Below are 23213 nucleotides of genomic sequence, written 5' to 3'. Positions count from 1 at the left end.
TTTTTATCCTAAACACTCTTTAGCTTGATTTATATCTTTTGAAATTTGTTCTTTAAGTTGGGCAAGGTCGTTAAATTTTTGATTTTCTCTTAGAAATTCTACAAATTCAAGCTCCAAAACTTCTCCTATAGCTAAGCTTTCATCAAATTTTTCTATAATATGACTTTCTATGGCAAATTGCATATCACTAGAGCGCACACCCACAAAACTTACACTCTTATAGCGCTTATCATGAAAACTCACGATGCTAGCATAAACGCCATTTTTAGGTAAAAAATATTCCTCGCATTCTAAATTTAAAGTTGCAAAAAGCTCTTTTGAGCCAAGCCCTTGACCCTTTATAAGCTTGCCTTTGATTGCATAATTTCGCCCCAAAAAAGAATTTGCCTTTTTGATATCACCTTGCGTCAAATACTCTTTAATCAAGCTTGCATGAACACCTACTCCATCTAGCTTAAATTCATCTATGATCGTTGTTTTAATCCCACTAAGGGCTTCTATATCTTTTGCCTTATAACTTCTATTTTTTCCAAAAGAAAAATCAAAACCTACAACTATACGCTCCAAATTTACAAATTCTTCTTTTAAAGCTTGTAAAAAATCCTTACCATCTAAAGCTTTGATGTTTTCAAAATCAAGCTCTATAATCTCTTTTTGAGCTAGGAATGCTTTGTCTTGATTGGTACAAAGTTTTTTACCCTTAAATTTATCGATAATCAAAAGAGCTCCAGAATCATCTAAACATTCTATAAGTTTTCTATGTCCTAAATGAACTCCATCAAAACATCCTATGGCTAAAGTTTTAATATTATTTTTTAGTGTAGTAGTAAAAATATTCAATATTACCCTCTTTTCCTTTGATTTTAGACTCTTCACAACATTGCAAGATCCAACCTAAACGCGCGCAAGCATTTTCAAATTCTCTCATAGCTTTAAACACGGCTTTTTCATCTTTTAAAACACCCTTTTTATCTCTTTTTGCTTGCTTGCCAACTTCAAATTGAGGCTTAAAAAGCAAAACTATATCCTTTAAAGCTAAATTATCGATATACGAGAGCAAATAAGCTAAAGAAATAAAACTAACATCACAAGTGATGAAATCAAATTTTTGCTCGCTTTTAAAAGTTCTTAAATCTGTATTTTCAATAATTTCAATCCTTTTATCATCGCGTAAACTAGGATGGAGTTGATTATCACCCACATCTAAAGCACTTACTTTTAAAGCCTTGTGTTCTAATAAAATTTGCACAAAACCACCCGTACTTGAACCTATATCAAGGCAGGTTTTATTTGCTATATTGATATTATGATTTTCTAAAAAATATTTGAGCTTAAAAGCCGCGCGAGAAACATAAAGCTCGCCTAAAAGCTCTAAATTTAATTCTTTAGAATTTAAAAGCTCTTCTTGATCTGCTATCTTATTTTTAAGCAAATTTTGCACATCAAAAGAAGCTTTATAAGGCTTGGAATTAAGTAAAATTTCTTCATTTTCTATCAATTCCAAAGCTTTATTTCTGCTAAGATTTAAACGCTTTGCTACAAAAATATCATATCTCATTGAAGACTTTCATTTAAGGCTTTTTGCAATTCTTCTTTCTCTTTGGAAAACCACCAAATTCCTATCTCAAAGGCATTTTTATCCAAAAGTTCTTGCACTTGTTTTAAATTTTTAACTAGTCTATCTTTATCATTTTGAAGCATACTTAAATTTTGCTCTTTTAAAAAAGAAAGATTATTCATCATCAAAACAAGCTCTTTTTGATAAGCTTTTGGATTTTGGTTTTTATCCTCTATGATAAAAAATGAAGCTAGAGTTATAAAAAATGAAAAGACAAAAACATAAGTTTTCTTTTTTGCCTTAAAAGCAAAATTATAAAGATAGGCCACAAAGGAGCAAAAAATAAAAAAATTAATAAAATCAAAAATAAAATTTAAAACCCTAAACCAAAAAAGCCCCAAAGAATATAAAAAATATTCTTTTAAAGCATTTATAAGTGTTAAAATTTGAGAAATTAAATCAAAAATAAAAAACTTTGAGTTTTTATAATAAATAATACTTTGATTAAAATCTTCAAGATTAAAACTTTGTATAGGATTTACCACCCCATTAAAAATCGCATATAACAAAGCTAAAATCAAGCTTGATAAAATGATTATTCTAAAATCATTATAAGCATTATCTAAAAACTGCAACTGAAGTTTTTGCTTGAAAAAAAATAAAAATAAAGGCAAGAGTACAAACAAAAAAAATCCATCTTGTTTTTCAAAACTGATCAAATTTAAAAACAAAGAAGCAAGTGCAAACAAGGCCATAAAAAAACTCAAGCTATAGATATAAAAATCTCCCGCACTCACACGATAAATCAAACTATCTTTAATCATCGTTGCTTCTTTTATGATATTTTTTCTAAGCCTTAAAAAATAAAAAAATTCCAAAAAAAATGCTAAAAAAATAGGGATTAAAAAAAGCGAAACCCAAGCAAATTTTTGCCAAAAAAATAAAAATGCAAAAATACTCAATAAAACAAATAGCTGAATATTATTTTTCAATAAGCTCATTGAATTCATTCTCATCAATACATTTTACACCCAGCTCTTGAGCCTTGTCGAGTTTAGAACCTGCTTCTTGACCAAAAAGCACATAATCAGTCTTTTTAGAAACCGATCCACTAACCTTACCTCCAAGACTTTCTATTAGATTTTTAAACTCATCTCTAGGGCGTGAAAGCGCGCCTGTGATCACGAAAGTCTTGCCAAAAATAACACTATCTTCTTGAATTTGCACCTTTTGCTCTTTTAAATTTAAAAGCTTATAAAACTCATCAATTCTTGCACTATTTACACGAGAAAACTCACACAAAGAAAGAGCCATTTGCTCACCAAAACCTTCTAAATTTGCATAAGCTTCTAAACTTTGTTTATGCCATTCTTTACCAAAACTTAAAGCTAGCTTTTTAGCAGCCACTTCTCCAATATGCTCGATCCCCAAGGCGGTAATAAAACGAAAAAGCTCACAATCCCTTGCTTGCTCAATGGCATTTAAAATATTATTGATCTTTTTTTCTTTAAAACCTTCCAAGCCTTCAAAATCACTAAATTTAAGATGAAAAATACTCTCAAGTGTGTTTATTTTTTTCTCTTTAAACAAAAGCTCGACTATATTTTCTCCAAGTCCGTCGATATTAAGACATTTTTTAGAAACAAAATGAATGATAGAATTTACAAGTCTATCCTCACAATCAATATTTTGACATTTTATTAAAGTTCCTTCATCCAAAAGCTCACTTTGACAAGTAGGACAAAGCTTAGGGCGTGAAATTTCCATCTCTAAACCTTCTCTACGCTCTTTAAAAACCTTAGTGATTTTAGGGATAACATCACCACTTCTTATCACGCTTACAAAATCATTGATTTTAACATCAAGTCTTGCAATCTCATCAAAATTATGAAGTGTGGCTGATTTTACTACAACCCCATCTAAATTTACAGGTTCTAAAACCGCCACAGGAGTGATCACTCCGCTTCTTCCTACTTGTAAATTTACTCCTATTAAACGCGTGGTTTTTTCAAGTGCGGGAAATTTAAAAGCTGCCATAAATTTTGGAAATTTTACCGTATAGCCTAGCTCTTTGCAAAGTGCAAGATCATCAACTCTTACCACCATTCCATCCATCATCATAGGCTTTTGATCTCTTAGGCTTAAAAGCTCGTTATAAGCTTTTAAAACTTCGTCTAAATTAGCACAAAGCTTAATAAAATCATCCTTTAAAAAACCAAGCTCTCTGATAAATTGCATCACTTCGCTGTGCTTGGTAAAATTTAAGGTATTTTCCCCTACTCCCCAAGGATAAAATTTCAAATTTCTTTCTTTAGTGATACTTGTATCAAGCTGCCTTAAACTCCCACTTGCAGCATTGCGTGGATTGGCAAATAAACTTTGATTTAAAAGGGCTCTTTTTTCGTTGATTTTCTCAAAATCATCTTTTAAAATCACCACTTCTCCACGAATTTCTATCTTTTCTTTATAATTTATAGTTTTTGGGATATTGTCGATTTCAAGCACATTAAGCGTTATATCCTCACCCACTTCGCCATCGCCTCTAGTGGCGCCGCTTACTAATTTACCATTTTCATAAAGCAAATTTAAACTCGCTCCATCAAATTTAGGCTCTATAAAAAAGTTTTTTTCACATTTTGCGCGTTTTGCCCAAGCCCTAAGCTCACTCTCATCAAACACATCTTCCATCGACCACATACGCTTTAAATGAGCTATTTTTTTAAACTCGCTTTGTATAGTAGGAGCTATTTTTTGCGTTGGAGAGTCTTTTGAAATTTCATCTTTATTTTGTTCTTCAAAAACTCTTAATTCTCTGATTAAAGCATCGTATTCTTCATCGCTAGCCAAGGGTTCATCTTTTTCATAATACGCCCTCATCCAAGAAGCAGCCAAGGCAACTTTTTCTAAATACTCTTTTTTTGTCATTTAAACTCCTATGCTTTGCATCGCATTTGCCATTGCAAAAAGCTGTTTATGTTCGTATAAATCATGCACCCTTATAATGCTCGCGCCATTTTCAAAAGCCTTTAAATGCAAATACAAAGTCCCCGCTAAGCGATCTTTAACTTCACTTTCATAATACGCATTGATCACACTTTTGCGACTTGCTCCTATAAGCAAGGGCTTTTTAAATTGCAAAAAATGTTCTAAATGCTTGATTAAAATCATATTGTGTTCTGCACTTTTGCCAAAGCCAATTCCCACATCTAAAATGCTTTCTTTCACTCCTAAAGTATCTAAAATTTCAAGTTTTTCTTTAAAAAAACTACTCATTTCATCAAGCAAATCATCATATCTTGGATCATCTTGCATGGTTAAAGGATCATTTTGCATATGCATAAGGCAGTATTTTGCATTGTATTTGCTTGCAAGTTTAGCTAAATTCAGATTTCTTAAGCTGCTGATATCATTGATAAATTTAAAGCCTTTGTTTAAAGCGTATTCTAAGCAATATTCATCAAAACTATCCAAACTAAAAATGGCTTTTTCATAATAATTTTTATCATAAATTAAATCCAACACATTTTTAAGTCTTCTAAACTCTTCTTCCTTGCCACAATATCTAAACTCTTCTTCCTTGCCACAATACACGCTTTTTGGCCTAGAGCTTACCGCTCCTATATCAATATACTCGGGATTTAAGGCCAAAATTTCATTTAATCTTTCTTCAAAATCTTTATAACTCACCCTAGAATCAGCATTAAAACTATCTTCATTGACATTTATAACCGCCATAAGCTCTGCTTGCTTTGGTTTTGAAAAATCATTTTCTAAAAACCTAGCTAAATTTTTAAGCCCAAAATCTTGAAGTTTTTCTTTGTTTATAAGTTTTTGAATTTGTTCTTTTGTGGCCATTAAAAGTGCATTAGAATATGTGATTTTAGCAGTGATGACTTCCTTGTGTGTTATAAGCTCAGCTCCCACCCTTAAGGCATCTTGTTTTAAAATATTTGCCGCAGGAGTAGCTATATCTTTAATCAAAATAAAATGAATTTGAGTTTTTTCACTCATAATTTTTTGCCCCATTTTATGAGGATTTATAAAAGAGCAAAGTAAGTTAAAATCAGTGTTTGGATTGATTTTAAAAAATTTCATTTTTCATTCTTTGTATAATAATTTAATAAAAGCGTAGCCAGTATCAAAGAGCTTTTGGAATTTAATTTTGCAAGCTCATAGCTTTCATAAAAAAATTCAAGCTCATCGGCATTAAAATCTTTAAATTTAACACTTTCTTCTGCAATCAGTGCGATTTTTTCCATTAATTCTGCTTTATCTAAATTTTCATTTTCTTGTAAAAACTCAAACAAAGTCTTTAAATCCATTTTATTAAGTTCTAAATTTAAAGTATTTTTAGCCTTTATTTTGTTGCGTTTTTCACAAATAAGACGCGATTTTATAGTGGGCAAAAGTAAATTTTTAGAAGGAACTACGATGAGAAATTTGATATTTTTTGGTGGCTCTTCAAGAAGCTTGAGTAAAAAATTTTGAGCTTCTATCCTAAAAGAATTCGCCATTAAAACAATGATTTTTTCACTTGTTTCTGCGATATAACTTTCCTTTTCAACTGCCTTAGCATCATCGATTAAAAACTCACTTGCAACTTCTTTAGGTATAAAACGCAAAGAATTAGGATGAAATTGTTTTAAAAGTTCAGCTCTAATACCGTCAAAATCATCAGTGATGATAATTTTACTTACAAACACTAAAGACTCACTTTGGAAAATAAAATCGCATCCAAACTCGTATCAAAAAGTTTATAAAGAGTGATAAGCTTGACATCCAAATCTTTATCTTTGGAATTCAAATAAAAACTATCTTGCAATTGCTCATCAAAAAGCCATAAAAGACTATCGTCGCGTGATTTAGCGATTAATGATTTCTTATCGCTTGCACTTCCTATATAAAAATAAATAAAGCCATTAGGAAACGAAATATCAAGTAAATCATTAAGCAAGGCTATATCTTCGATATTTTGTATCTTTTTTTTACATAAAGATTTTAAAGACACAAAAGGAAGCATGGGGCGAGTAGTTTTGGAATTTATATTTGCTAAAAAGTATTCTTCATACCAAGCCCTTTGTTCATCACACATTAAAACAAAGGTTCGCCCCTCTAAAAGGTATCTTAATCTTGCGGCCATTAAAGGAGCCCATTCTAAACGACGGGACTCCATCCAAGCCATAAATGTTCCGCCATTGCGGATATTTTCAAGTGTAAAACTTAAAAAATCGCTCATTTATTTATCAAGTCCATAGCACTCATGCAAGGCTCTTACCGCAAGCTCGCCATATTTTTCATGTACAATCATTGAAATTTTAATCTCGCTTGTAGAAATCATACCTATATTAATACCCTCATCCGCCAAAGCTTTAAAGGCTTTACTTGCTACACCCGAATGTGATTTCATACCCACGCCCACTATAGAAACCTTAACCACAGCACTATCACTTTCTATAGTTGTCTTAGAACCTAAAATTTTCTGCATAGCATTTTTTGCCAAATCAAGCTCGTTTTGAGGCACGGTAAATCCTAAATTTGTAGCTCCATCTACCCCAACATTTTGTATGATCATATCTACATTGATATTTTCATCCGCTAAAACAGAAAAAATTTCAGCTGCAATCCCTGGTTTATCTTCTATATTTCTTAAAGTTACTCTTGCTTGATTTCTATCTAAAGCAATACCGCTAACTAAAGCTTGTTCCATTCCATCTTCTTTTGTTATCATTGTACCCTCATTATCATTAAAACTACTTCTAGTAACTAATTTTACATTTAATTTTTTTGCAAGTTCAACCGAGCGATTTTGTAAAACCTTAGCCCCCAAACTAGCAAGTTCAAGCATTTCTTCATAAGAAATTTTATCAAGTTTTTTTGCCTTTGGTTCAATCCTTGGATCTGTAGTATAAACTCCATCCACATCGGTATAAATTTCACATAAATCCGCCTTAAGAGCTCCCGCAACAGCAACCGCACTCAAATCACTTCCGCCACGCCCTAAAGTTGTAACATCACCCTCTTTATCAACTCCTTGAAAGCCTGCTACAACAACTATCTTTCCTTCATTTAAAGCCTTGGTGATTGCTTGAGTGTCGATATAAGAAATTCTAGCCTTTGTAGAAACGCTATCTGTAATAATTCCTGCCTTTCTTCCTGAAAAAGCAAGAGAAGGATATCCCCTTTCATTTAGTGCAATAGACAATAAAGCACTCGTTACGCGCTCACCACTACTTAAAAGCATATCCATATCTTTGCCATTAGGATTTTTACTAAAATATTCTGCTTGCTCTATTAAAGTATTTGTAACTCCGCTCATCGCTGAAACTACAACCACAAGTTGATGTCCCTCTTTTGCACTTTTTATGACACGCTCTGCTACTGCATCAATGCGTTCTAAAGTGCCGACACTTGTTCCGCCATATTTTTGAACTATAAGCATTAAATATAACCTTTCTCTTCAAAATATTTAATAACTTTAACATAAATATTTCTTTTGAAATGATTTATGATTTCAAACACTTGTTTTACTCCGACAAATTGATAAGCATCAAATTCAGGATGTTTTGTATTAATATTAATTTTAGCGCCATGTTTTAATCGTACTAAAAAATATTTTTGGCTTTGTCCATCATAAGGATACATTTTTTTAGCAACCTTTTCTGGAAAGTCATAACTCAACCATTCAGGGTGCTCAGCTATGATTTCCACTTCGTCTGTGCCAATCTCTTCTTTAAGCTCTCTTAATACAGCACTTTTAGGGTCTTCTCCCTCATCGATACCACCTTGTGGAAACTGCCAAATATTATCCATATCGCTTCTTTTAGCTATAAAAAGCTTACACTCAAAAGGATAAGCGCTTGATAAAACAATAGCAGCGACATTGGGTCTATATTTTTTTTCTTTTTCCACTTTTTTCCTTCAATTTTAAGCTTATAATTTTAACCTAAATGAAATCAAAATTTCATTAAAATAAGAAAATAACATTATAAATTTTAAGGTTTTTATGCATTTATATATTCATATCCCTTTTTGCGAAAGCAAATGCCATTATTGTGCTTTTACGAGTCTAAAAAAACATGATTATGAAAATAGGTATTTTGAGGCTTTATATGAAGATATTTCTTTTCACTTGCAAAAATTAAATATCAAAAAAAACAGCATTAAAACCCTCTTTATAGGAGGAGGCACCCCAAGTGCTGTTAGTGCAAAAAATTTTGAAATGATCTTAACACTTTTAGAACCTTTTTTAAGTAAAAATATAGAATTTTCAAGCGAGGCCAATCCCAATTCAGCCGATATAGAATGGCTTAAAACAATGAAAAATTTAGGGCTTAATCGTATCTCTTTTGGAGCACAAAGCTTTCATCCTAAAAAGCTGGAATTTTTAGGAAGAATTCACGATCAAAAAATGATTTTTAAAGCATTAGAAAATGTGAACAAATTGGGATTTAAAAAGATTAATTTAGACTTGATTTATGATACAAAATTAGACGATAAAAAAATGCTTGAATTTGAACTTGAACAATTAAAACAAATTAAAAATTTAATCACTCATCTAAGTGCTTATAATCTTACCATAGAACCACTGAGTGCTTTTGCAAAAAAGGAACATTTTAAAAAAAACGCACCCTATTTAATGAAATTTTTCATCCAAGAACTTCAAAATCTTGGATTTTTACAATACGAAATCAGCAATTTTGCTAAAAATAATGCCCAAATTTGCAAACATAATTTAGCCTACTGGAAGGGTTTGGATTATCTAGGTTGTGGTTTGAGTGCGGTAAGTTGCTATAAAAATGAGCGTTTTTATACGGCTAAAAATTTAAAATCCTATCTTCAAAACCCTATATTTAGAGATGTTGAAAAACTAAATCAAGAAGATTTGAATTTAGAACATTTATTTTTAGGACTAAGAAGTATAGTGGGTATTAAAGAATGCAAATTAAGTAAAATTCAAAAAGAAAAGGCTAATTTGCTTGTAAGAGAAAAAAAGCTCAAATTTGAAAAAGGGCGTTATTATAATCTTAATTTTTTAATTAGCGATGAGCTTGCCTTATATCTCTCATCTTAAATTCAACTTTTTTAAGTAAAATGTTCCTTTTATAAAATTTCAAATTTTTAAGAGTATTGTTTATGAGTTTTGGTGAAATTATTGTAATTTTAATAGTAGCAATTTTAGTTTTAGGGCCTGATAAACTTCCTGAAGCCATAGTGCAAATAGCAAAAATTTTAAAGGCTTTAAAACGCAATATCGATGATGCAAAATCAAGCATAGAAAAAGAAGTTCGTATCAATGATTTAAAGGAAGAAGCTAAAAAATACAAAGATGAATTTTCAAGTGCAAATGAAAACATCCGTAAAAAACTTAGTTTTGAAGAATTTGATGATTTAAAAAGAGATATTTTGGATAAAACTAAAGTGGATTTGACTTTTGATAGCAGAGAAAATTCCACCCCTAGCCCAAACGAACAAAATCCAAATGAAAATCAAAAACCCAAACTCAATCCATTTGAAAATCAAGAAAAAGTAGAAAAATAAATGTTTGAAGAATTAAGACCCCATTTAATAGAACTTAGAAAGCGTCTTTTTATTAGCGTTGCTTGTGTGATTGTAATGTTTATAGTATGTTTTGCTTTTCGTAGCTATATCTTAGATGTATTAAAAGCACCTCTTATTCAAGCTTTACCCGAAATAGCTAAACATGTCAATGTTATCGAAGTTCAAGAGGCTTTATTTACAGCTATGAAGGTAAGCTTTTTTGCTGCTTTTATCTTTTCTTTACCTGTTATTTTTTGGCAGTTTTGGAAATTTGTAGCTCCAGGTCTTTATGATAATGAAAAGCGTCTTGTAGTACCTTTTGTAAGCTTTGCAAGCATTATGTTTGCTTTAGGGGCTTGCTTTTGCTATTTTATTGTAGTGCCTTTGGCTTTTAAATTTTTAATCAATTTTGGTTTAAGTGAAGATTTTAATCCTGTAATCACCATAGGAACTTATGTGGACTTTTTTACAAAAGTAGTTGTTGCTTTTGGCTTGGCTTTTGAAATGCCTGTTATAGCATTTTTCTTTGCTAAAATTGGACTTATTGATGATAGTTTCTTAAAACGCCATTTTCGCATAGCTGTTTTAGCTATCTTTGTATTTTCAGCCTTTATGACTCCACCTGATGTCTTATCTCAATTTTTAATGGCTGGGCCACTTTGCGGACTTTATGGACTTTCTATTTTAATCGTTCAAAAAGTAAATCCTGCTCCAAAAGATGAAGAAAAAGAAGAAAGCGATAAATGAAAGATTTACTTCTTTCAAGCTATGATTATACCTTACCCAATGAACTTATAGCTACTTATCCTGTGCATCCTAAAGAAGATGCTAAACTCTTAGTTTTTGAGCAAAAAAATAATCAAATTTCTCATACTACTTTTAAAAATTTACAAGATTTCTTACCTGATTGTGCTCTCTTTTTTAATGATACTAAGGTGATTAAAGCAAGAATTTATGGAAATAAATCAAGCGGTGGAAAAATAGAACTTTTCTTACATCAACCCTGTTTAGATTCACAAGATTCGCTTTTTTTAGCACAAATTAAAGGGCGTGTTAAAAAAGATGAAATTTTATCTTTTGAACAAAATTTAAAAGCCAAGGTTATAGAACTTTTAGATGATGGCTTACGCAAGGTGCAATTTTTTCAAAATGATGAAGTTTTAAATACCTTCAAGCTTTATGAACTCCTTGATACAATAGGACATGTGCCCTTGCCTCCCTATATCAAAAGAAGTGATGAAAAAAGTGATTTAGAAGATTATCAAAGTATTTTTGCTAAAAATTTAGGGGCAGTAGCAGCTCCTACAGCTAGCTTACATTTTAGTGAAAATATGCTTGAGAATTTAAAAAAAAGACATGAAATTTATCATTTAACTTTGCATGTTGGTGCAGGAACTTTTAAAAGTGTAGAATGTGAAAATTTAGAAAATCACAAAATACATAGTGAATTTTTTGATATTCCTAAAAAGGCATGTGAAGTGATTGATTCCCAAAAAAAGATTTTAGGCGTAGGCACTACAGTAACAAGGACTATAGAATACTACGCAAGAACCAAACAAAACCAAGGCTTTTGCGATCTTTTTTTGCATCCTCACAACCCGCCCTTAAGACAGGACTATCTTTTAACTAATTTTCATCTACCAAAATCAACTCTGATTATGTTGGTTTCAGCATTTATAGGCAGGCAAAATTGTCTTAAGCTTTATGATATTGCCATAAAAGAAAAATATCGTTTTTACTCTTATGGCGATGCTATGCTTATTTTATAAATTTATTCTTTAAATTTCATAGCAATTTTTGCTTGAAGTTTAAGCCAATCTTTTTGAAGCATTATAGGAAAACCCCCATAAACCCTACCGCCTTCAAGATTTTTACTCACACCACCGCGTGCTGCAATAGTGCTAAAATCCCCTATTCTTAAATGGCCGCTCGTTGCACTTTGTCCACCCATAACCACATTGCGTCCAAGCTCACTTGAACCCGAAATTCCAGTTTGTGCAACGATAATGCAATTTTGTCCTATATCGCAATTATGACCTATTTGGACAAGATTATCTACTTTTGTTCCTGCTTTAATGATAGTGCTATCAAACACTGCTCTATCTATTGTTGTGCAAGCTCCTATTTCAACAAAATCTTCTAAGATAACATTACCATTGTGATAGATTTTATAATGCTCTCCATTTTTATTGTGCGCATAACCAAATCCATCGCTTCCTATTACGCAATTTGCAAGTAGATGACATTTTTTGCCAATTTTGCTATCATTATAAATCACCACATTAGGATGGATAATGCTTTCTTCGCCTATGCTAACATTATCTCCTATATAAGCTCCTGCCATAATGACAACATTTTCGCCTATATTGACATTATTGCCTATATAAACATTTGGCATGATTTTTGCACTTTTTGCTATATTTTGAACTTTTTCTTTTGCGTTGCTAAATAAAGGTTTAGCAAAAATTTTACTCAAAAAAGCAAAACACAAATGCGGACTTTGAGTAATGAGAGCTTTTGTATCTTTAGGCACTAAATTTTCATATTCTTTAGCAACCAAAATCGCTGCTGCTCCTGTGTTGGGTATATCTTTAATATTTCTTTCACCATCACAATAAGTAAGCTCGGTAAAATTCGCCCTCAATAAAGAATTTAAAGCCGTTATTTCGATATCTTCGCCTTCGTATTCTAAACTTAAAAATTCCGCTATTTCTTTTAATCTCATTTAAGCTCCATTAAAACCGATCCACTGCGAACAATGTCGCTAGGATTGTATTTTTTAATTGTTTTTAGAAAATTTTCTATACGATTTGTATCATCAGCTACAAGCAAGAAAAGAAAATTTTCATTGCTATTTGCAATAGTACCATTATAAGCTTTCAAAACGGCATCAAGTCCACCTAAATTTTCACTGAGTGGAATTTTTACAAGCGCCATTTCTTTTTCTATAAATTCATCTCTTTCTATTACCTTATAAGTAGGTATAAGTTTATGCAACTGCTTTACTATTTGCTCAAAAACACGCTCATCTCCAAAAGTAACTATATTGATACGAGAAAATTCTCCACCTAGTAAAGGAGCGACGGTTAAGCTATCGATATTATATCCCCTACCTGAAAAAAGTCCTACGATACGAGAAAGCACACCATGTTCATTTAAAACTATAACCGATAAAACACGTCTCATTGCTTATCCTTTAATTTTGGTAAAATCATATTATAAATAGCCCCACCCGCTGGCACCATAGGAAGCACATCTTCAAAGCGATCTATAAATACGTTAAGCAAGCTTGTTTTATTGGACTCTAAAGCTTGCTTGAATGCTGTGCGAAACTCATCTTTTGTTTTTATATTATATCCTTCACATCCAAAACCTTCAGCTATCTTTATAAAATCTGCTTGCAAGCTTAAATCTGTAGCCGAAAAATGCTCTTCATAAAACATGCTTTGCCATTGGCGAACCATTCCCAAGAATGAATTGTTTAAAATAATATTTATGGTTTTAATACCATTTTCATAAGCTGTCATCAGTTCTTGAATATTCATTAAAACAGAACCATCACCCACAAAATTTATAACAACTTCTTCTCCTACCGCAAGCTTTGCACCCAAAGCAGCAGGTAAAGAATACCCCATCGTTCCTTGTCCGCCACTGGTTGCAAGCTGTCTTGGGTAATTAAAAGGATAAAATTGTGCAACCCACATTTGATGTTGTCCTACATCAGTGATTATCCTTGCATCTGGAGCAAGTTTTGCACATTCTTGTATTACCCATTGAGGTTTTAAAACCTCATCGCTATCTTCATAAGCTAAAGGATAAAGCTCATCATAACGCTTAAGAGTTTGCCTCCACTCATGGATATTTGACTTAAATTGATTTTTTTTCAATTCTTCCAAAAGCTCTTTAACAACTTCTTTAATATCTCCAACTATAGGAAAATGCGCATTGATAATCTTAGAAATAGAACTTGGATCTATATCAATATGCACTATTTTAGAATGCTTGGCAAATTCACTTGTTTTACCTGTAATCCTATCATCAAAACGCGCGCCTATTGCTACCAATAAATCACATTCACTCAAAGCCATATTAGCTGTATAACTTCCATGCATTCCTGCCATTTTAAGATTTAGCTCATCATCACTTCTTAAAGTTCCAAGAGCCATTAAGGTTTCAACGGCTGGAATTTGAGTAATCTTAACAAGTTCTCTGATCTCATTAGCCGCATTTGATGCTATACATCCGCCTCCAAGGTAAAAAAGAGGACGCTTAGCTTCTTCTAAATTTTCAGCCAATTTTTTAATTTGTTTTGAATTTCCTTTATAAATAGGCTTATAAGTTTTCATTGAAATTTCTTTTGGATAATCCCAAATACCAAGGGCTGCACTTACATCTTTTGGTACATCAATATGCACAGGACCTTTTCTTCCACTTTTTGCTATGTAAAAAGCCTCTTTTAATATTCTTGGAAATTCTTCTATGCAAGTGACTAAATAATTATGTTTTACACAGGGGCGAGAAATTCCTACCGCATCAATTTCTTGAAAAGCATCGGTGCCTATTAATGAATTTGCAACTTGACCTGAAATCAAAACCAAAGGTATAGAATCACTATAAGCTGTCGCAAGTCCTGTGATGGTATTAGTAAAACCAGGTCCGCTTGTAACAACAGCTACACCCACTTCACCGCTCATTCTTGCATAAGCATCGGCTGCATGTACAGCAGCTTGCTCATGACGCACCAAAATATGCTTAAAATACTTTTGCAAATAAATTTCATCATAAATATTTAAGGCTGCTCCACCAGGATAACCAAAAACTATCTTAACATTCTCTTCTTTTAAAGCTTCGCAAATCATTGCCGAACCGCTTATTTTTCTCATAAGGCCTCCTTTGAAAATCAAATTATAACAATAATTCAATCTTTTATTTAGATAAAATATAAAAAAGTTTGAAAATTTTAATTTAAAAGCTCTCTAAGTGTTACATTTAATCTTTTTCCATCCACCCTTGCTCCAAATTTAGCCTTTGCTTCTTTCATCACCAAACCTTGATCTTTTAAAGAACTAACCCCTAAATTTGCAATCATTTCTTTTAAAGCTGCTTGCAATTCCTCATCGCTTAATTGCTGAGGTAAATAACTTTCAAAAAGTGCTATTTCTTTTTGTTCTTTTTGTGCCAAATCCTCTCTTCCACCTTTAGAATAAAGCTCGATAGCATCTTTGCGCTTTTTAATCTCGCTTGCGATAATTTTTAAAATTCTTTCATCACTTAGCTCTATTCTTTCATCTACTTCGACCTGTTTAAACGCGGCATTTAGCGTTCTTAAAGTATCGCGTTTAAAATCATCTTTTTGCTTCATCGCTTCTTTGATATCATTTAATATCTGCTCTTTTAAATTCATTATATATCCTTTTATTTTAGTTAAAATTACAAATTTTAAGATTTAAACCAAAGCCTTTTAAGCCTATATAATCCTTATCACAACTTTGCGACATAAGCTTAATCTCTTCTATGCCAAAATATCTTAAAATTTGCGCACCTATACCATAATTTTTAAATTGAGTTACACTTGATTTTTCACCCTGCATAAAAACTATCACTCCTCCATTTTCACTCAAAAAACGAATTTGATCTAATAATTTAGAAAATTTATCAGAGGTTAAAAGCTCAAAATCACTTCCGCTAATATGAAATTTAACATTTTCACATTTTTGAATTTCTTTAAATGCAAATGCTATATGCTGAGCATTATTATGATCTGTAAAAATGAATTTTTGTGCTTTAAAACCTGCTAAAATAGCATCACTTTTTTCTTGTAATTTAATAAGACTTTCATTTTTTAAGCGATATTCTATGATATCAGAAACAGCTATCATGTTTAGATTATGCTTAGTGCAAAATTCTTCCAAATCACTTCTTCTTGCCATATCTCCATCATCTTTAACAATCTCACAAATCACGCAAGCTTGTTTAAGCCCTGCTAAATGACAAAGATCAACCGTTCCTTCTGTATGGCCTGTGCGCTCTAAAACACCGCCTTTTTTGGCTATCAAAGGATTTATATGTCCAGGGCGTACAAAATCACTCGCTTTTGCATTATCGTCTGCAAAAATTTTTATCGTCATATCTCTTTCATAAGCACTTACACCTGTAGTTGCATCTTTTGCATCCACTGTGATTGTAAAGGCTGTTTCATGATTTGAAGTATTTTTGGGCACCATCAAAGGAAGTTCAAATTTTCTTGCAAGTTCTTCTGCGAGTGCTACACACACAACCCCTCTAGCTTCTTTTATCATAAAATTTACTTTTTCTTTAGTGCTAAATTGAGCTGGAAAAATCAAATCTCCTTCATTTTCTCTATCTTCTGCATCTACCATTACAAGCATTTTTCCTTCTTGTAAATCCTTAATTGCTTGTTCAATGCTTACAAACTTCATTTATAATCCTTAAAATATTATTTTTTTTAAAATTATAACTTCATTTGCTTGACAAATAAATTAAAATTGATTATAATCTCGTTTTTACTTTTTAAAAATTAAATATTGGGGTATCGCCAAGCGGTAAGGCAACAGGTTTTGGTCCTGTCATTCAGGGGTTCGAATCCCTTTACCCCATCCACGAACTAAACTTCAAACACAAATTTGATTGTCGCGAAGTAGAGCAGTGGTTAGCTCGTCGGGCTCATAACCCGAAGGTCGGGAGTTCAAATCTCCCCTTCGCAACCAAAACTTATCCATAACTTTAAATCTTAAATATGCAAAAATGATTTATTTTAATTTTCTAGAATTTTATTTTTTAACTAAAAAAAATCGCATTATAAAATAATATAAAAAATAAATTTATAACTAACACATAAGATATAATATGATATAAATTTTTAAATAAAATTTGATGAAGAACTTAGGAAGAAATTAAAGTCATTTTTAATAAAAAATAAAATGATGGTGGTTAGAGGCAGAATCGAACTGCCGACACGCAGATTTTCAGTCTGCTGCTCTACCGACTGAGCTATCCAACCGAGTCATCTTTAAAAATAAAGTGTAATTATACTTTTTTTTCTTTAATTTAAGTTTAAATATAAAAATAAAATTTTATTTGCCTTAAAGTTTTAATCCGATAGAATAGTCGGTTTAAAATTAAAAACCAATGAGGATTTTTTTGAAACAATTTGGCTTAGACAGACGAACTTTTAAAATTTTGCTAGCAGGATATATTGTCATTGCTTTACTTGGCGCTATTCTTTTGCATTCAAGTTGGGCTCATACAAGTCCTATTAGTTTTATCGATGCTTTTTTTACTAGTACTTCAGCTGTGAGTATGACTGGACTTATTGTTAAAAATACAGCAGTTGATTTTACCTTGGCAGGACAAATTATTATTTTAATTTTAGTTCAAATTGGCGGCTTAGGTTATATGAGTATAGGGCTTTTTGTTTACTTGATTATACGCAAAAAAGTAGGTTTTAATGGTAGAAACTTACTTAAAGAATCTTTATTTTATCCTTCCATGGAAGGACTTTTTAAATTCTTTAAAAAAGTTTTACTATTTATTTTTACAATAGAACTTATAGGCACTATACTTCTTACCATGCGTTTTGCACTTGAGATGAATTTTGGTAAAGCCTTATGGTTTGGATTTTTTCATTCAATCAGTGCTTTTAATAATTCAGGTTTTACTATTTTTGAAAATGGACTTCTTGCCTATAAGCACGATGTAGCTATTAATCTCATCTTTACTTCTCTTATTATCATTGGTGGACTTGGATATTTTGTCTTAGTTGAATTGTATTTTTTTCAAAGAAAAAGACTGCAAAATTTAAGCCTACATACCAAAGTAGTTATTATGGCAACCCTTTTTCTTATCATTTCTTCAACACTTATTATCTTTCTTTTAGAGTATGCTAACCCAAAATCCATAGGTAGCTTTTCTCTTTTTGATAAAATTTTGAGTTCTTATTTTATTGCGATCAATTACCGCACAGCAGGATTTAATACACTCGATATGAGTGGCTTGCATGATGCAAGCTTATTTTTTGGCTCTTTATTTATGGTGATTGGAGGAGCACCGGGTGGAACAGCAGGGGGAATGAAAATCACAACTGTTGTGGTGCTTTTGTTTTATGCTTACTGGAGCATTCGCAATGGAAGGGTAAGAATTTTCAACCACGAAATTCCACAAGAGATCATTTCAAGAGCATTTATTATAGCAGTGGGTTCGGCTGTTTATATAGTTATAGCGGTTATTTTCCTTTCTTTGCTAGAATCAGAATTTAATTTTATCCATCTGCTTTTTGAAACCTCATCAGCATTTGCAACAGTGGGAATTTCGGTAGGAGATGGGGGAGATCTTTCGCTTTGTGCTTTATTTAGCAATCCAAGCAAAATTATTATTATTATTATGATGTTAAGCGGAAGGATTGGTGTTTTTGCGTTTTTACTTTCTGTATTTCAGCAAGATAAAGCGATACATATCAAATTTCCTAAAGGAAAAATCTATTTATAAAGGTTAAATATAATGAAAAAGCTTAGTTACGGGGTTATAGGACTTGGAAAATTTGGATCCGTAGTCGCAGATGAGCTTCTTGCTGGAGGACATACTGTAATCATAGCCGATAAAGATGAAGAAGCTTTAAAAAGTATACAAAATTCACCAAGCTATGCCTATATCTTGGATTCTACCAATATTTCAGCACTCAAAGAAGCGGGTTTTCATGATGTAGAAGTCGTGATTGTAAGCATAGGTGAAAATGTTGAAAAATCCATACTTACTCTAATGGCTCTTAAAGATATAGGAGTAAATAATATTATCGCAAAAGCCACTTCTAACATTCATGGGCAAATTTTATCCAAACTTGGGGCTACAAAAGTAATCTATCCTGAAAAAGAAAGTGCTAAAAAGCTTGTAAAAGATTTTTTAACCAAAGATGCAGATTATGAGGTTTTTGATCTATCGGCTAATACTATCCGTGCTATTAAAATCACTATAGATGACAAATTAGCAGGAAATTCATTAAAGCACATTGCACAAAATATGAGAGTTATTAGCTATAAAAAACTTAATACAGACTGGGAAATATTGCCTGATTTAGAAACAACTACTGTTTATGGTGGTGATGTTGTAATCTTACTTGGAACGGTTAAAGAGCTTAGAGAATTTGAGCATTAATTAAGTAAGATTTAAAGCCTTGCAAACCTTTATAAAACGCTTTAAGGCTGCTTTTTCTTTGGTGGAAATTTTATGATATATGATTTCATCTAAATAATATCTAATATCTTTTATATCTAAATCCCTTGTTTTAGCATAATTTTGGAGTATATAATAAGGAATTTTAATCTTTGTTTTTGGAAATTTTTTTAAGATTTGTTTATATAAAGCTTTTTTTTGCACACATGAAAACCTAGCAAAAACAAAAGGCAGGCCTGTTTTTTCATGCCATTTTGTGCACAAATCAGTATACCTAGAAGGATCTTGTAAATAAAGTTTTAAAGCCTTATCACCTATAATCACCCTCCCCTCTTGTTTTAAAACCTTAGCTAAAGCATTAGAAGTTGCCGAGCTTGGATCTTTAGCATTGGGTGTATTTTTTTCTACTAAAACACTTAAAACTCTTTTATTGGCACAAATACCCAAATCTAAATTTTTATATTTTTTTCTAGCGCTTTCTATACTTGAAACAATAGCTGCATCAATTCTTCTATAAAATAAATCTTTATTTAGCTTACTTGGAACTCCTTTTTTATGCTCCATACTTGCTTTAAAACCATTAGGTAAAGGATATTTCTTAAGATATATATGCAAAGGTAAAAGATTAATATAATCAATTTTTCCAAAAATCATCTCTTTTAAAGAGTGTTAAACACTCTATCTCCTGCATCTCCAAGCCCTGGGATAATATAACCTTTTTCATTTAAACCTTCATCAATACAAGCCACAAAAACTTCTACATCATCATGCATTTGGCTAAATTTTTGCAAACCTTGTAAAGCAGCAAGTATGGATATAAATTTTATTTTTTTAACTCCTTGGCTTTTTAAAAAATTACAAGCCTCTATAGCAGTCCCACCTGTAGCAAACATAGGATCTATAACAATAGCGGTGCGTTTTTTTGCATCTTTAGGAAGTTTTTGAAAATAAAAATCCGCCTTGAGAGTTTTTTCATTTCTAACAAAACCCAAAAATCCTACACTAGCATCAGGAATAAGTCTAAAAATACTATCAAGCATACCCAAAGCTGCCCTTAAAATAGGGCATATCATAATCTTTTCATCTAATCTTTTTACCTTAGCATTAGCAACAGGGGTTTGAATTTGTGTTTCTTTTAAACATAAATCTTTAGTCGCTTCAAAAAGCAAGAAAGTAGAAATCTCATCAATGAGCATTCTAAAATGGAAAGGTTTAGTTTCTTTATCGCGCAAAAACCCTAATTTATGCTCTATCAAAGGATGGCATATGTGATGAATATTTTTCATTTTAAACTCTCAAAATATGTTTTCTCATCAAATTCCTTAAGCAAAGCTACCCCATCTTTTACAGCCGCAGCAGCTACCGCAGTACTTACAACAGCCTTAACCCTCTCATCAAAAGGTTTTGGGATAACATAATCCTTTCCAAATTCTAAATGGCTTATCTTATAAGCATTTTTAACCGCATCACTTACAGGTAATTTTGCCAAATCTGCTAAAGCTTTTGCTGCAGCTACTTTCATATTTTCAGTAATTTTTGTCGCACGCACATCTAAAGCCCCACGAAAAATAAAAGGAAAGCCTAAAACATTATTGATTTGATTAGGATAATCACTTCTTCCCGTTCCTACAATAGCATCTTTTCTAAGCCTTGCCACATCTTCAGGCATCACCTCTGGAATAGGATTTGCCAAGGCAAAGATAACAGGATCTTTTGCCATAGACAAAATCATCTCATCATCTAGTATCTTTGGTGCACTAAGCCCCAAGAATACATCCGCATCTTTCATAGCCTCTTTTAAAGTATCTGCTTGCGTATCGCTTACAAATTCAAGCTTGTATTGATTTAAGTCTGTTCTTTTTTTATTGACCACACCCTTACTATCTACAAGAATGATATTTTTAACACCTAAATTTCTATACATTCTAGCACTAGCAATACCCGCAGCTCCTGCTCCACTTACAACAACTTTAATCTCTTCAAATTTTTTACCACTTATCTCCATAGCATTCATAAGCCCTGCGGTTGAGATAATAGCGGTTCCATGCTGATCATCGTGCATTACAGGAATTCCTAAATCCTGCAAAGCCGCTTCGATTTCAAAACATTTAGGTGCTGAAATATCTTCTAAATTGATTCCGCCAAAAGTAGGTGCTATGGCTTTACAAAAAGCAACAATTTCTTCAATGCTGTGTGCTTCGATTTCTAAATCATACGCATTTACATCAGCAAATTTTTTAAACAAGCAAGCCTTACCTTCCATAACCGGTTTAGAAGCTTGCGCGCCGATATTTCCAAGACCTAAAACCGCAGAACCATCACTAACGATAGCTACTAAATTCGCTTTGTTTGTATAAGTATAAGCAAGCTCATTATTAGAAGCAATTTCAATGCAAGGTTCTGCAACACCTGGACTATAAGCCAAAGATAAATCATGACTTGAATTCATAGGTTTTGACGGCTTTATATCTATCTTGCCTCCTAAGTGATATCTTAAAGCCTCTTCTTTTAAATTCATTATTTTCCTTTAAAATCTAAAAATTTTTTTATTCTTTTTTTACATTCATTGACCCCTAAAAACTCTAAAACTTCAAAAATGCTAGGACTAACCGCACTTCCTGTTAGAGCTATGCGTATAGGTTGAGCCAAATCTTTTAATTTTACCTCATTTTTTTGTAAGAATTCGTTAGTAAATTCTTCAAAATCTTTTGCACTTTTCTCTTCATTTAACTCATTTGCATAGTTTTGAAGCAATAAAAGATTGTTTTCGTTTATAAATTTATTTATAGCATTTTCATCATAATTTTGTGGCGCTTCAACGATACTTTTAGCTCCGCTAATAATTTCAAGTAAAGTTTTTGCGCGCTCTCTTAATAAATCGAGTAAAAATCCTGCTTTTGTATAAACGCTTAGATCAAAACCAAGATCTTTTAACTGACGATTGATTTCTTCAAAAGGCAAAGTCTTGATATAATGAGCATTGAGCCATTCAAGTTTTTTAAAATTATAACAAGAAGCACTTTTGTTGATATGATTAGGATCAAAAAGCCTTTTAAGATCTTCTAAAGAAAAAACCTCATCATCGCCATGGCTCCATCCTAAACGCACTAAAAAATTTAGCAAAGCTTGAGGTAAAATTCCCATAGCCTTGTATTCCATCACATCGGTTGCTCCGTGTCGTTTTGAAAGCTTTTTACCATCTTCTCCATGTATCATAGCCACATGGTAAAATTTAGGAATTTCAAATCCTAAAGCCTCATAAAGCACGATTTGTTTAGGAGTATTTGAAAGATGATCATCCCCTCTAATCACATCGCTTACTCCCATTAAAGCATCATCAATTACAACTGTAAAATTATAAGTAGGACTTCCATCACTTCTTGCTATGATAAAATCATCTAAAATATCTTCTACTTTAAATTTCACTTCCCCTTTAACACCATCTATAAAGCAAATTTCACCCTTTTGAGGAGCTTTTATACGCACCACGGGTTCTATATTTGATGGTGGAGTTCCTGTAAAATCCCTGTATCTGCCATCATATCTTGGGCGTTCTTTGGCCGCTTCTTGTTTAGCACGGAGTTCGTCAAGCTCTTCTTTACTCATATAACAATAATAAGCCTTGCCCTCATCCAAAAGTTTTTGTATGTATTTTTTATAAAGATCAAAGCGTTCAGACTGGTAAGTTACCTCACCATCATAATCCAAACCACACCATTTAAAGGCTTCTATGATAGCTTGCGTAGCTTCTTTGGAATTTCTTTTTAAATCCGTATCTTCTATACGAAGTAAAAAATTGCCCTTATTTTTTCTTGCATACAAATAACTATAAAGAGCGGTTCTTAAACCACCTATATGCAAATATCCTGTAGGGCTTGGAGCGAAACGAGTCGTAAGTTTTCCTGTCATTTTTTGCCTTTTCTTAAATTTT

Annotated in this window: 24 protein-coding genes and 3 tRNA genes; 8 read left to right on the top strand and 19 right to left on the bottom strand. The window is 32.1% G+C overall.

The annotated features are described in order from the left end of the window. Window positions 1-3 precede the first annotated feature (3 nt). Genes FOC43_RS01245 through FOC43_RS01205 form a run of 9 tightly spaced genes read right to left on the bottom strand, consistent with a single transcriptional unit; the run spans window position 4 to window position 8467 of the window. A complete protein-coding gene (locus FOC43_RS01245; RefSeq protein WP_002780161.1) occupies window positions 4-840 on the bottom strand; it encodes a bifunctional riboflavin kinase/FAD synthetase in 837 nt (278 codons plus the stop codon). Further along, entirely contained in the window at window positions 809-1558 is a 750-nt protein-coding gene (gene tlyA / locus FOC43_RS01240; protein ID WP_002777566.1) for a 23S rRNA (cytidine-2'-O)-methyltransferase TlyA, read from the bottom strand. The genes FOC43_RS01245 and tlyA overlap by 32 nt, the downstream gene beginning before the upstream one ends. Then, window positions 1555-2559, bottom strand: coding sequence for a hypothetical protein (locus tag FOC43_RS01235; RefSeq protein ID WP_002786117.1), 1005 nt, complete (start codon window positions 2557-2559; stop codon window positions 1555-1557). The genes tlyA and FOC43_RS01235 overlap by 4 nt, the downstream gene beginning before the upstream one ends. Beyond that, window positions 2540-4483 (bottom strand): NAD-dependent DNA ligase LigA, encoded by a 1944-nt coding sequence (gene ligA / locus FOC43_RS01230; RefSeq protein WP_002845080.1) that lies wholly within the window; start codon window positions 4481-4483, stop codon window positions 2540-2542. The genes FOC43_RS01235 and ligA overlap by 20 nt, the downstream gene beginning before the upstream one ends. Continuing rightward, the gene (gene folP, locus FOC43_RS01225) at window positions 4484-5653 is read right to left on the bottom strand and encodes a dihydropteroate synthase (protein ID WP_002777574.1); all 1170 of its coding nucleotides are present in this window, start codon (window positions 5651-5653) and stop codon (window positions 4484-4486) included. Beyond that, window positions 5650-6261, bottom strand: a complete 612-nt coding sequence (locus FOC43_RS01220; protein ID WP_002777583.1) for a DNA polymerase III subunit delta' — start codon at window positions 6259-6261, stop codon at window positions 5650-5652. The genes folP and FOC43_RS01220 overlap by 4 nt, the downstream gene beginning before the upstream one ends. After that, window positions 6261-6794 carry a HobA family DNA replication regulator gene (locus FOC43_RS01215; RefSeq protein WP_002777585.1) on the bottom strand — a complete coding sequence of 178 codons (534 nt, stop codon included), beginning with the start codon at window positions 6792-6794 and terminating at the stop codon, window positions 6261-6263. Before FOC43_RS01215 ends, FOC43_RS01220 begins: the two co-directional genes overlap by 1 nt. Next, window positions 6795-7997 carry an aspartate kinase gene (locus tag FOC43_RS01210; RefSeq protein WP_002777587.1) on the bottom strand — a complete coding sequence of 401 codons (1203 nt, stop codon included), beginning with the start codon at window positions 7995-7997 and terminating at the stop codon, window positions 6795-6797. After that, window positions 7997-8467, bottom strand: coding sequence for an RNA pyrophosphohydrolase (locus tag FOC43_RS01205; protein WP_002777589.1), 471 nt, complete (start codon window positions 8465-8467; stop codon window positions 7997-7999). The genes FOC43_RS01210 and FOC43_RS01205 overlap by 1 nt, the downstream gene beginning before the upstream one ends. A gap of 94 nt (window positions 8468-8561) precedes the next feature. Here FOC43_RS01205 and hemW point away from each other — a divergent pair, with 94 nt between their 5' ends. The 4 genes from hemW to queA all read left to right on the top strand — a co-directional run bounded on the left by hemW (window position 8562) and on the right by queA (window position 11865). Further along, entirely contained in the window at window positions 8562-9629 is a 1068-nt protein-coding gene (gene hemW / locus FOC43_RS01200; RefSeq protein ID WP_002786109.1) for a radical SAM family heme chaperone HemW, read from the top strand. A 62-nt stretch (window positions 9630-9691) separates the two neighbouring features. Continuing rightward, on the top strand, window positions 9692-10096 hold the full coding sequence (gene tatB / locus FOC43_RS01195; RefSeq protein WP_002782021.1) for a Sec-independent protein translocase protein TatB: 405 nt from the start codon (window positions 9692-9694) through the stop codon (window positions 10094-10096). After that, a complete protein-coding gene (tatC, locus tag FOC43_RS01190; RefSeq protein WP_004283725.1) occupies window positions 10097-10843 on the top strand; it encodes a twin-arginine translocase subunit TatC in 747 nt (248 codons plus the stop codon). Continuing rightward, complete coding sequence (queA, locus tag FOC43_RS01185; protein WP_002801361.1) at window positions 10840-11865, top strand: tRNA preQ1(34) S-adenosylmethionine ribosyltransferase-isomerase QueA; 1026 nt, start codon at window positions 10840-10842, stop codon at window positions 11863-11865. The genes tatC and queA overlap by 4 nt, the downstream gene beginning before the upstream one ends. Window positions 11866-11867: 2 nt before the next feature. Here queA and lpxD read toward each other — a convergent pair whose 3' ends face one another. From lpxD to FOC43_RS01160, 5 genes are all read right to left on the bottom strand, one after another. Continuing rightward, the gene (gene lpxD, locus FOC43_RS01180; RefSeq protein WP_002777599.1) at window positions 11868-12821 is read right to left on the bottom strand and encodes a UDP-3-O-(3-hydroxymyristoyl)glucosamine N-acyltransferase; all 954 of its coding nucleotides are present in this window, start codon (window positions 12819-12821) and stop codon (window positions 11868-11870) included. Continuing rightward, window positions 12818-13282: an acetolactate synthase small subunit gene (gene ilvN / locus FOC43_RS01175; protein WP_002777607.1), complete on the bottom strand. Its 465-nt coding sequence runs from the start codon at window positions 13280-13282 to the stop codon at window positions 12818-12820. The genes lpxD and ilvN overlap by 4 nt, the downstream gene beginning before the upstream one ends. Then, a complete protein-coding gene (locus FOC43_RS01170; RefSeq protein WP_002777609.1) occupies window positions 13279-14979 on the bottom strand; it encodes an acetolactate synthase large subunit in 1701 nt (566 codons plus the stop codon). Before FOC43_RS01170 ends, ilvN begins: the two co-directional genes overlap by 4 nt. Before the next feature lie 77 nt (window positions 14980-15056). Further along, window positions 15057-15500, bottom strand: coding sequence for a GatB/YqeY domain-containing protein (locus FOC43_RS01165; RefSeq protein WP_002777611.1), 444 nt, complete (start codon window positions 15498-15500; stop codon window positions 15057-15059). A 16-nt stretch (window positions 15501-15516) separates the two neighbouring features. After that, window positions 15517-16536 (bottom strand): bifunctional 3,4-dihydroxy-2-butanone 4-phosphate synthase/GTP cyclohydrolase II, encoded by a 1020-nt coding sequence (locus tag FOC43_RS01160; protein ID WP_002777613.1) that lies wholly within the window; start codon window positions 16534-16536, stop codon window positions 15517-15519. 106 nt (window positions 16537-16642) lie between these two features. Here FOC43_RS01160 and FOC43_RS01155 point away from each other — a divergent pair. Together FOC43_RS01155 and FOC43_RS01150 are read left to right on the top strand one after the other, a co-directional pair. Beyond that, window positions 16643-16717, top strand: a tRNA-Gln gene (locus FOC43_RS01155). A 31-nt stretch (window positions 16718-16748) separates the two neighbouring features. After that, a tRNA-Met gene (locus FOC43_RS01150) sits at window positions 16749-16824 on the top strand. Window positions 16825-17041: 217 nt separating this feature from the next. Here FOC43_RS01150 and FOC43_RS01145 read toward each other — a convergent pair. Continuing rightward, window positions 17042-17117: transfer RNA gene (locus FOC43_RS01145), tRNA-Phe, on the bottom strand. A gap of 140 nt (window positions 17118-17257) precedes the next feature. Here FOC43_RS01145 and FOC43_RS01140 point away from each other — a divergent pair. Both FOC43_RS01140 and FOC43_RS01135 read left to right on the top strand, forming a co-directional pair. Further along, entirely contained in the window at window positions 17258-18601 is a 1344-nt protein-coding gene (locus tag FOC43_RS01140) for a TrkH family potassium uptake protein (protein ID WP_002786100.1), read from the top strand. A 12-nt stretch (window positions 18602-18613) separates the two neighbouring features. After that, a complete protein-coding gene (locus FOC43_RS01135) occupies window positions 18614-19264 on the top strand; it encodes a potassium channel family protein (RefSeq protein ID WP_002777618.1) in 651 nt (216 codons plus the stop codon). On the opposite strand, the gene FOC43_RS01130 is transcribed toward FOC43_RS01135, so the two are convergent. Genes FOC43_RS01130 through gltX form a run of 4 tightly spaced genes read right to left on the bottom strand, consistent with a single transcriptional unit; the run spans window position 19265 to window position 23191 of the window. After that, window positions 19265-19936 carry a menaquinone biosynthetic enzyme MqnA/MqnD family protein gene (locus tag FOC43_RS01130; RefSeq protein ID WP_002788400.1) on the bottom strand — a complete coding sequence of 224 codons (672 nt, stop codon included), beginning with the start codon at window positions 19934-19936 and terminating at the stop codon, window positions 19265-19267. It abuts the gene before it with no gap. Window positions 19937-19941: 5 nt separating this feature from the next. Next, window positions 19942-20568, bottom strand: a complete 627-nt coding sequence (upp, locus tag FOC43_RS01125) for a uracil phosphoribosyltransferase (RefSeq protein ID WP_002788402.1) — start codon at window positions 20566-20568, stop codon at window positions 19942-19944. Then, window positions 20565-21800, bottom strand: coding sequence for a malic enzyme-like NAD(P)-binding protein (locus FOC43_RS01120; protein ID WP_002782010.1), 1236 nt, complete (start codon window positions 21798-21800; stop codon window positions 20565-20567). Before FOC43_RS01120 ends, upp begins: the two co-directional genes overlap by 4 nt. Further along, window positions 21800-23191, bottom strand: coding sequence for a glutamate--tRNA ligase (gene gltX / locus FOC43_RS01115; RefSeq protein WP_002777625.1), 1392 nt, complete (start codon window positions 23189-23191; stop codon window positions 21800-21802). Before gltX ends, FOC43_RS01120 begins: the two co-directional genes overlap by 1 nt. Window positions 23192-23213 lie beyond the last annotated feature (22 nt).

The organism is Campylobacter coli (assembly GCF_009730395.1).
Classification (GTDB): domain Bacteria; phylum Campylobacterota; class Campylobacteria; order Campylobacterales; family Campylobacteraceae; genus Campylobacter_D; species Campylobacter_D coli.
Note: the sequence above shows the minus strand (reverse complement) of the source record. Positions and strands in the feature narration are given on the sequence as shown.

What these genes read in the sequence shown, in the direction of transcription:
- tlyA (WP_002777566.1), bottom strand. Translation starts at nt 1,558, where the DNA reads ATGAGATATGATATTTTTGTAGCAAAGCGTTTAAATCTTAGCAGAAAT.
- FOC43_RS01235 (WP_002786117.1), bottom strand. Translation starts at nt 2,559, where the DNA reads ATGAGCTTATTGAAAAATAATATTCAGCTATTTGTTTTATTGAGTATT.
- ligA (WP_002845080.1), bottom strand. Translation starts at nt 4,483, where the DNA reads ATGACAAAAAAAGAGTATTTAGAAAAAGTTGCCTTGGCTGCTTCTTGG.
- folP (WP_002777574.1), bottom strand. Translation starts at nt 5,653, where the DNA reads ATGAAATTTTTTAAAATCAATCCAAACACTGATTTTAACTTACTTTGC.
- FOC43_RS01215 (WP_002777585.1), bottom strand. Translation starts at nt 6,794, where the DNA reads ATGAGCGATTTTTTAAGTTTTACACTTGAAAATATCCGCAATGGCGGA.
- FOC43_RS01210 (WP_002777587.1), bottom strand. Translation starts at nt 7,997, where the DNA reads ATGCTTATAGTTCAAAAATATGGCGGAACAAGTGTCGGCACTTTAGAA.
- hemW (WP_002786109.1), top strand. Translation starts at nt 8,562, where the DNA reads ATGCATTTATATATTCATATCCCTTTTTGCGAAAGCAAATGCCATTAT.
- tatB (WP_002782021.1), top strand. Translation starts at nt 9,692, where the DNA reads ATGAGTTTTGGTGAAATTATTGTAATTTTAATAGTAGCAATTTTAGTT.
- tatC (WP_004283725.1), top strand. Translation starts at nt 10,097, where the DNA reads ATGTTTGAAGAATTAAGACCCCATTTAATAGAACTTAGAAAGCGTCTT.
- queA (WP_002801361.1), top strand. Translation starts at nt 10,840, where the DNA reads ATGAAAGATTTACTTCTTTCAAGCTATGATTATACCTTACCCAATGAA.
- lpxD (WP_002777599.1), bottom strand. Translation starts at nt 12,821, where the DNA reads ATGAGATTAAAAGAAATAGCGGAATTTTTAAGTTTAGAATACGAAGGC.
- ilvN (WP_002777607.1), bottom strand. Translation starts at nt 13,282, where the DNA reads ATGAGACGTGTTTTATCGGTTATAGTTTTAAATGAACATGGTGTGCTT.
- FOC43_RS01170 (WP_002777609.1), bottom strand. Translation starts at nt 14,979, where the DNA reads ATGAGAAAAATAAGCGGTTCGGCAATGATTTGCGAAGCTTTAAAAGAA.
- FOC43_RS01165 (WP_002777611.1), bottom strand. Translation starts at nt 15,500, where the DNA reads ATGAATTTAAAAGAGCAGATATTAAATGATATCAAAGAAGCGATGAAG.
- FOC43_RS01160 (WP_002777613.1), bottom strand. Translation starts at nt 16,536, where the DNA reads ATGAAGTTTGTAAGCATTGAACAAGCAATTAAGGATTTACAAGAAGGA.
- FOC43_RS01135 (WP_002777618.1), top strand. Translation starts at nt 18,614, where the DNA reads ATGAAAAAGCTTAGTTACGGGGTTATAGGACTTGGAAAATTTGGATCC.
- FOC43_RS01130 (WP_002788400.1), bottom strand. Translation starts at nt 19,936, where the DNA reads ATGATTTTTGGAAAAATTGATTATATTAATCTTTTACCTTTGCATATA.
- upp (WP_002788402.1), bottom strand. Translation starts at nt 20,568, where the DNA reads ATGAAAAATATTCATCACATATGCCATCCTTTGATAGAGCATAAATTA.
- FOC43_RS01120 (WP_002782010.1), bottom strand. Translation starts at nt 21,800, where the DNA reads ATGAATTTAAAAGAAGAGGCTTTAAGATATCACTTAGGAGGCAAGATA.
- gltX (WP_002777625.1), bottom strand. Translation starts at nt 23,191, where the DNA reads ATGACAGGAAAACTTACGACTCGTTTCGCTCCAAGCCCTACAGGATAT.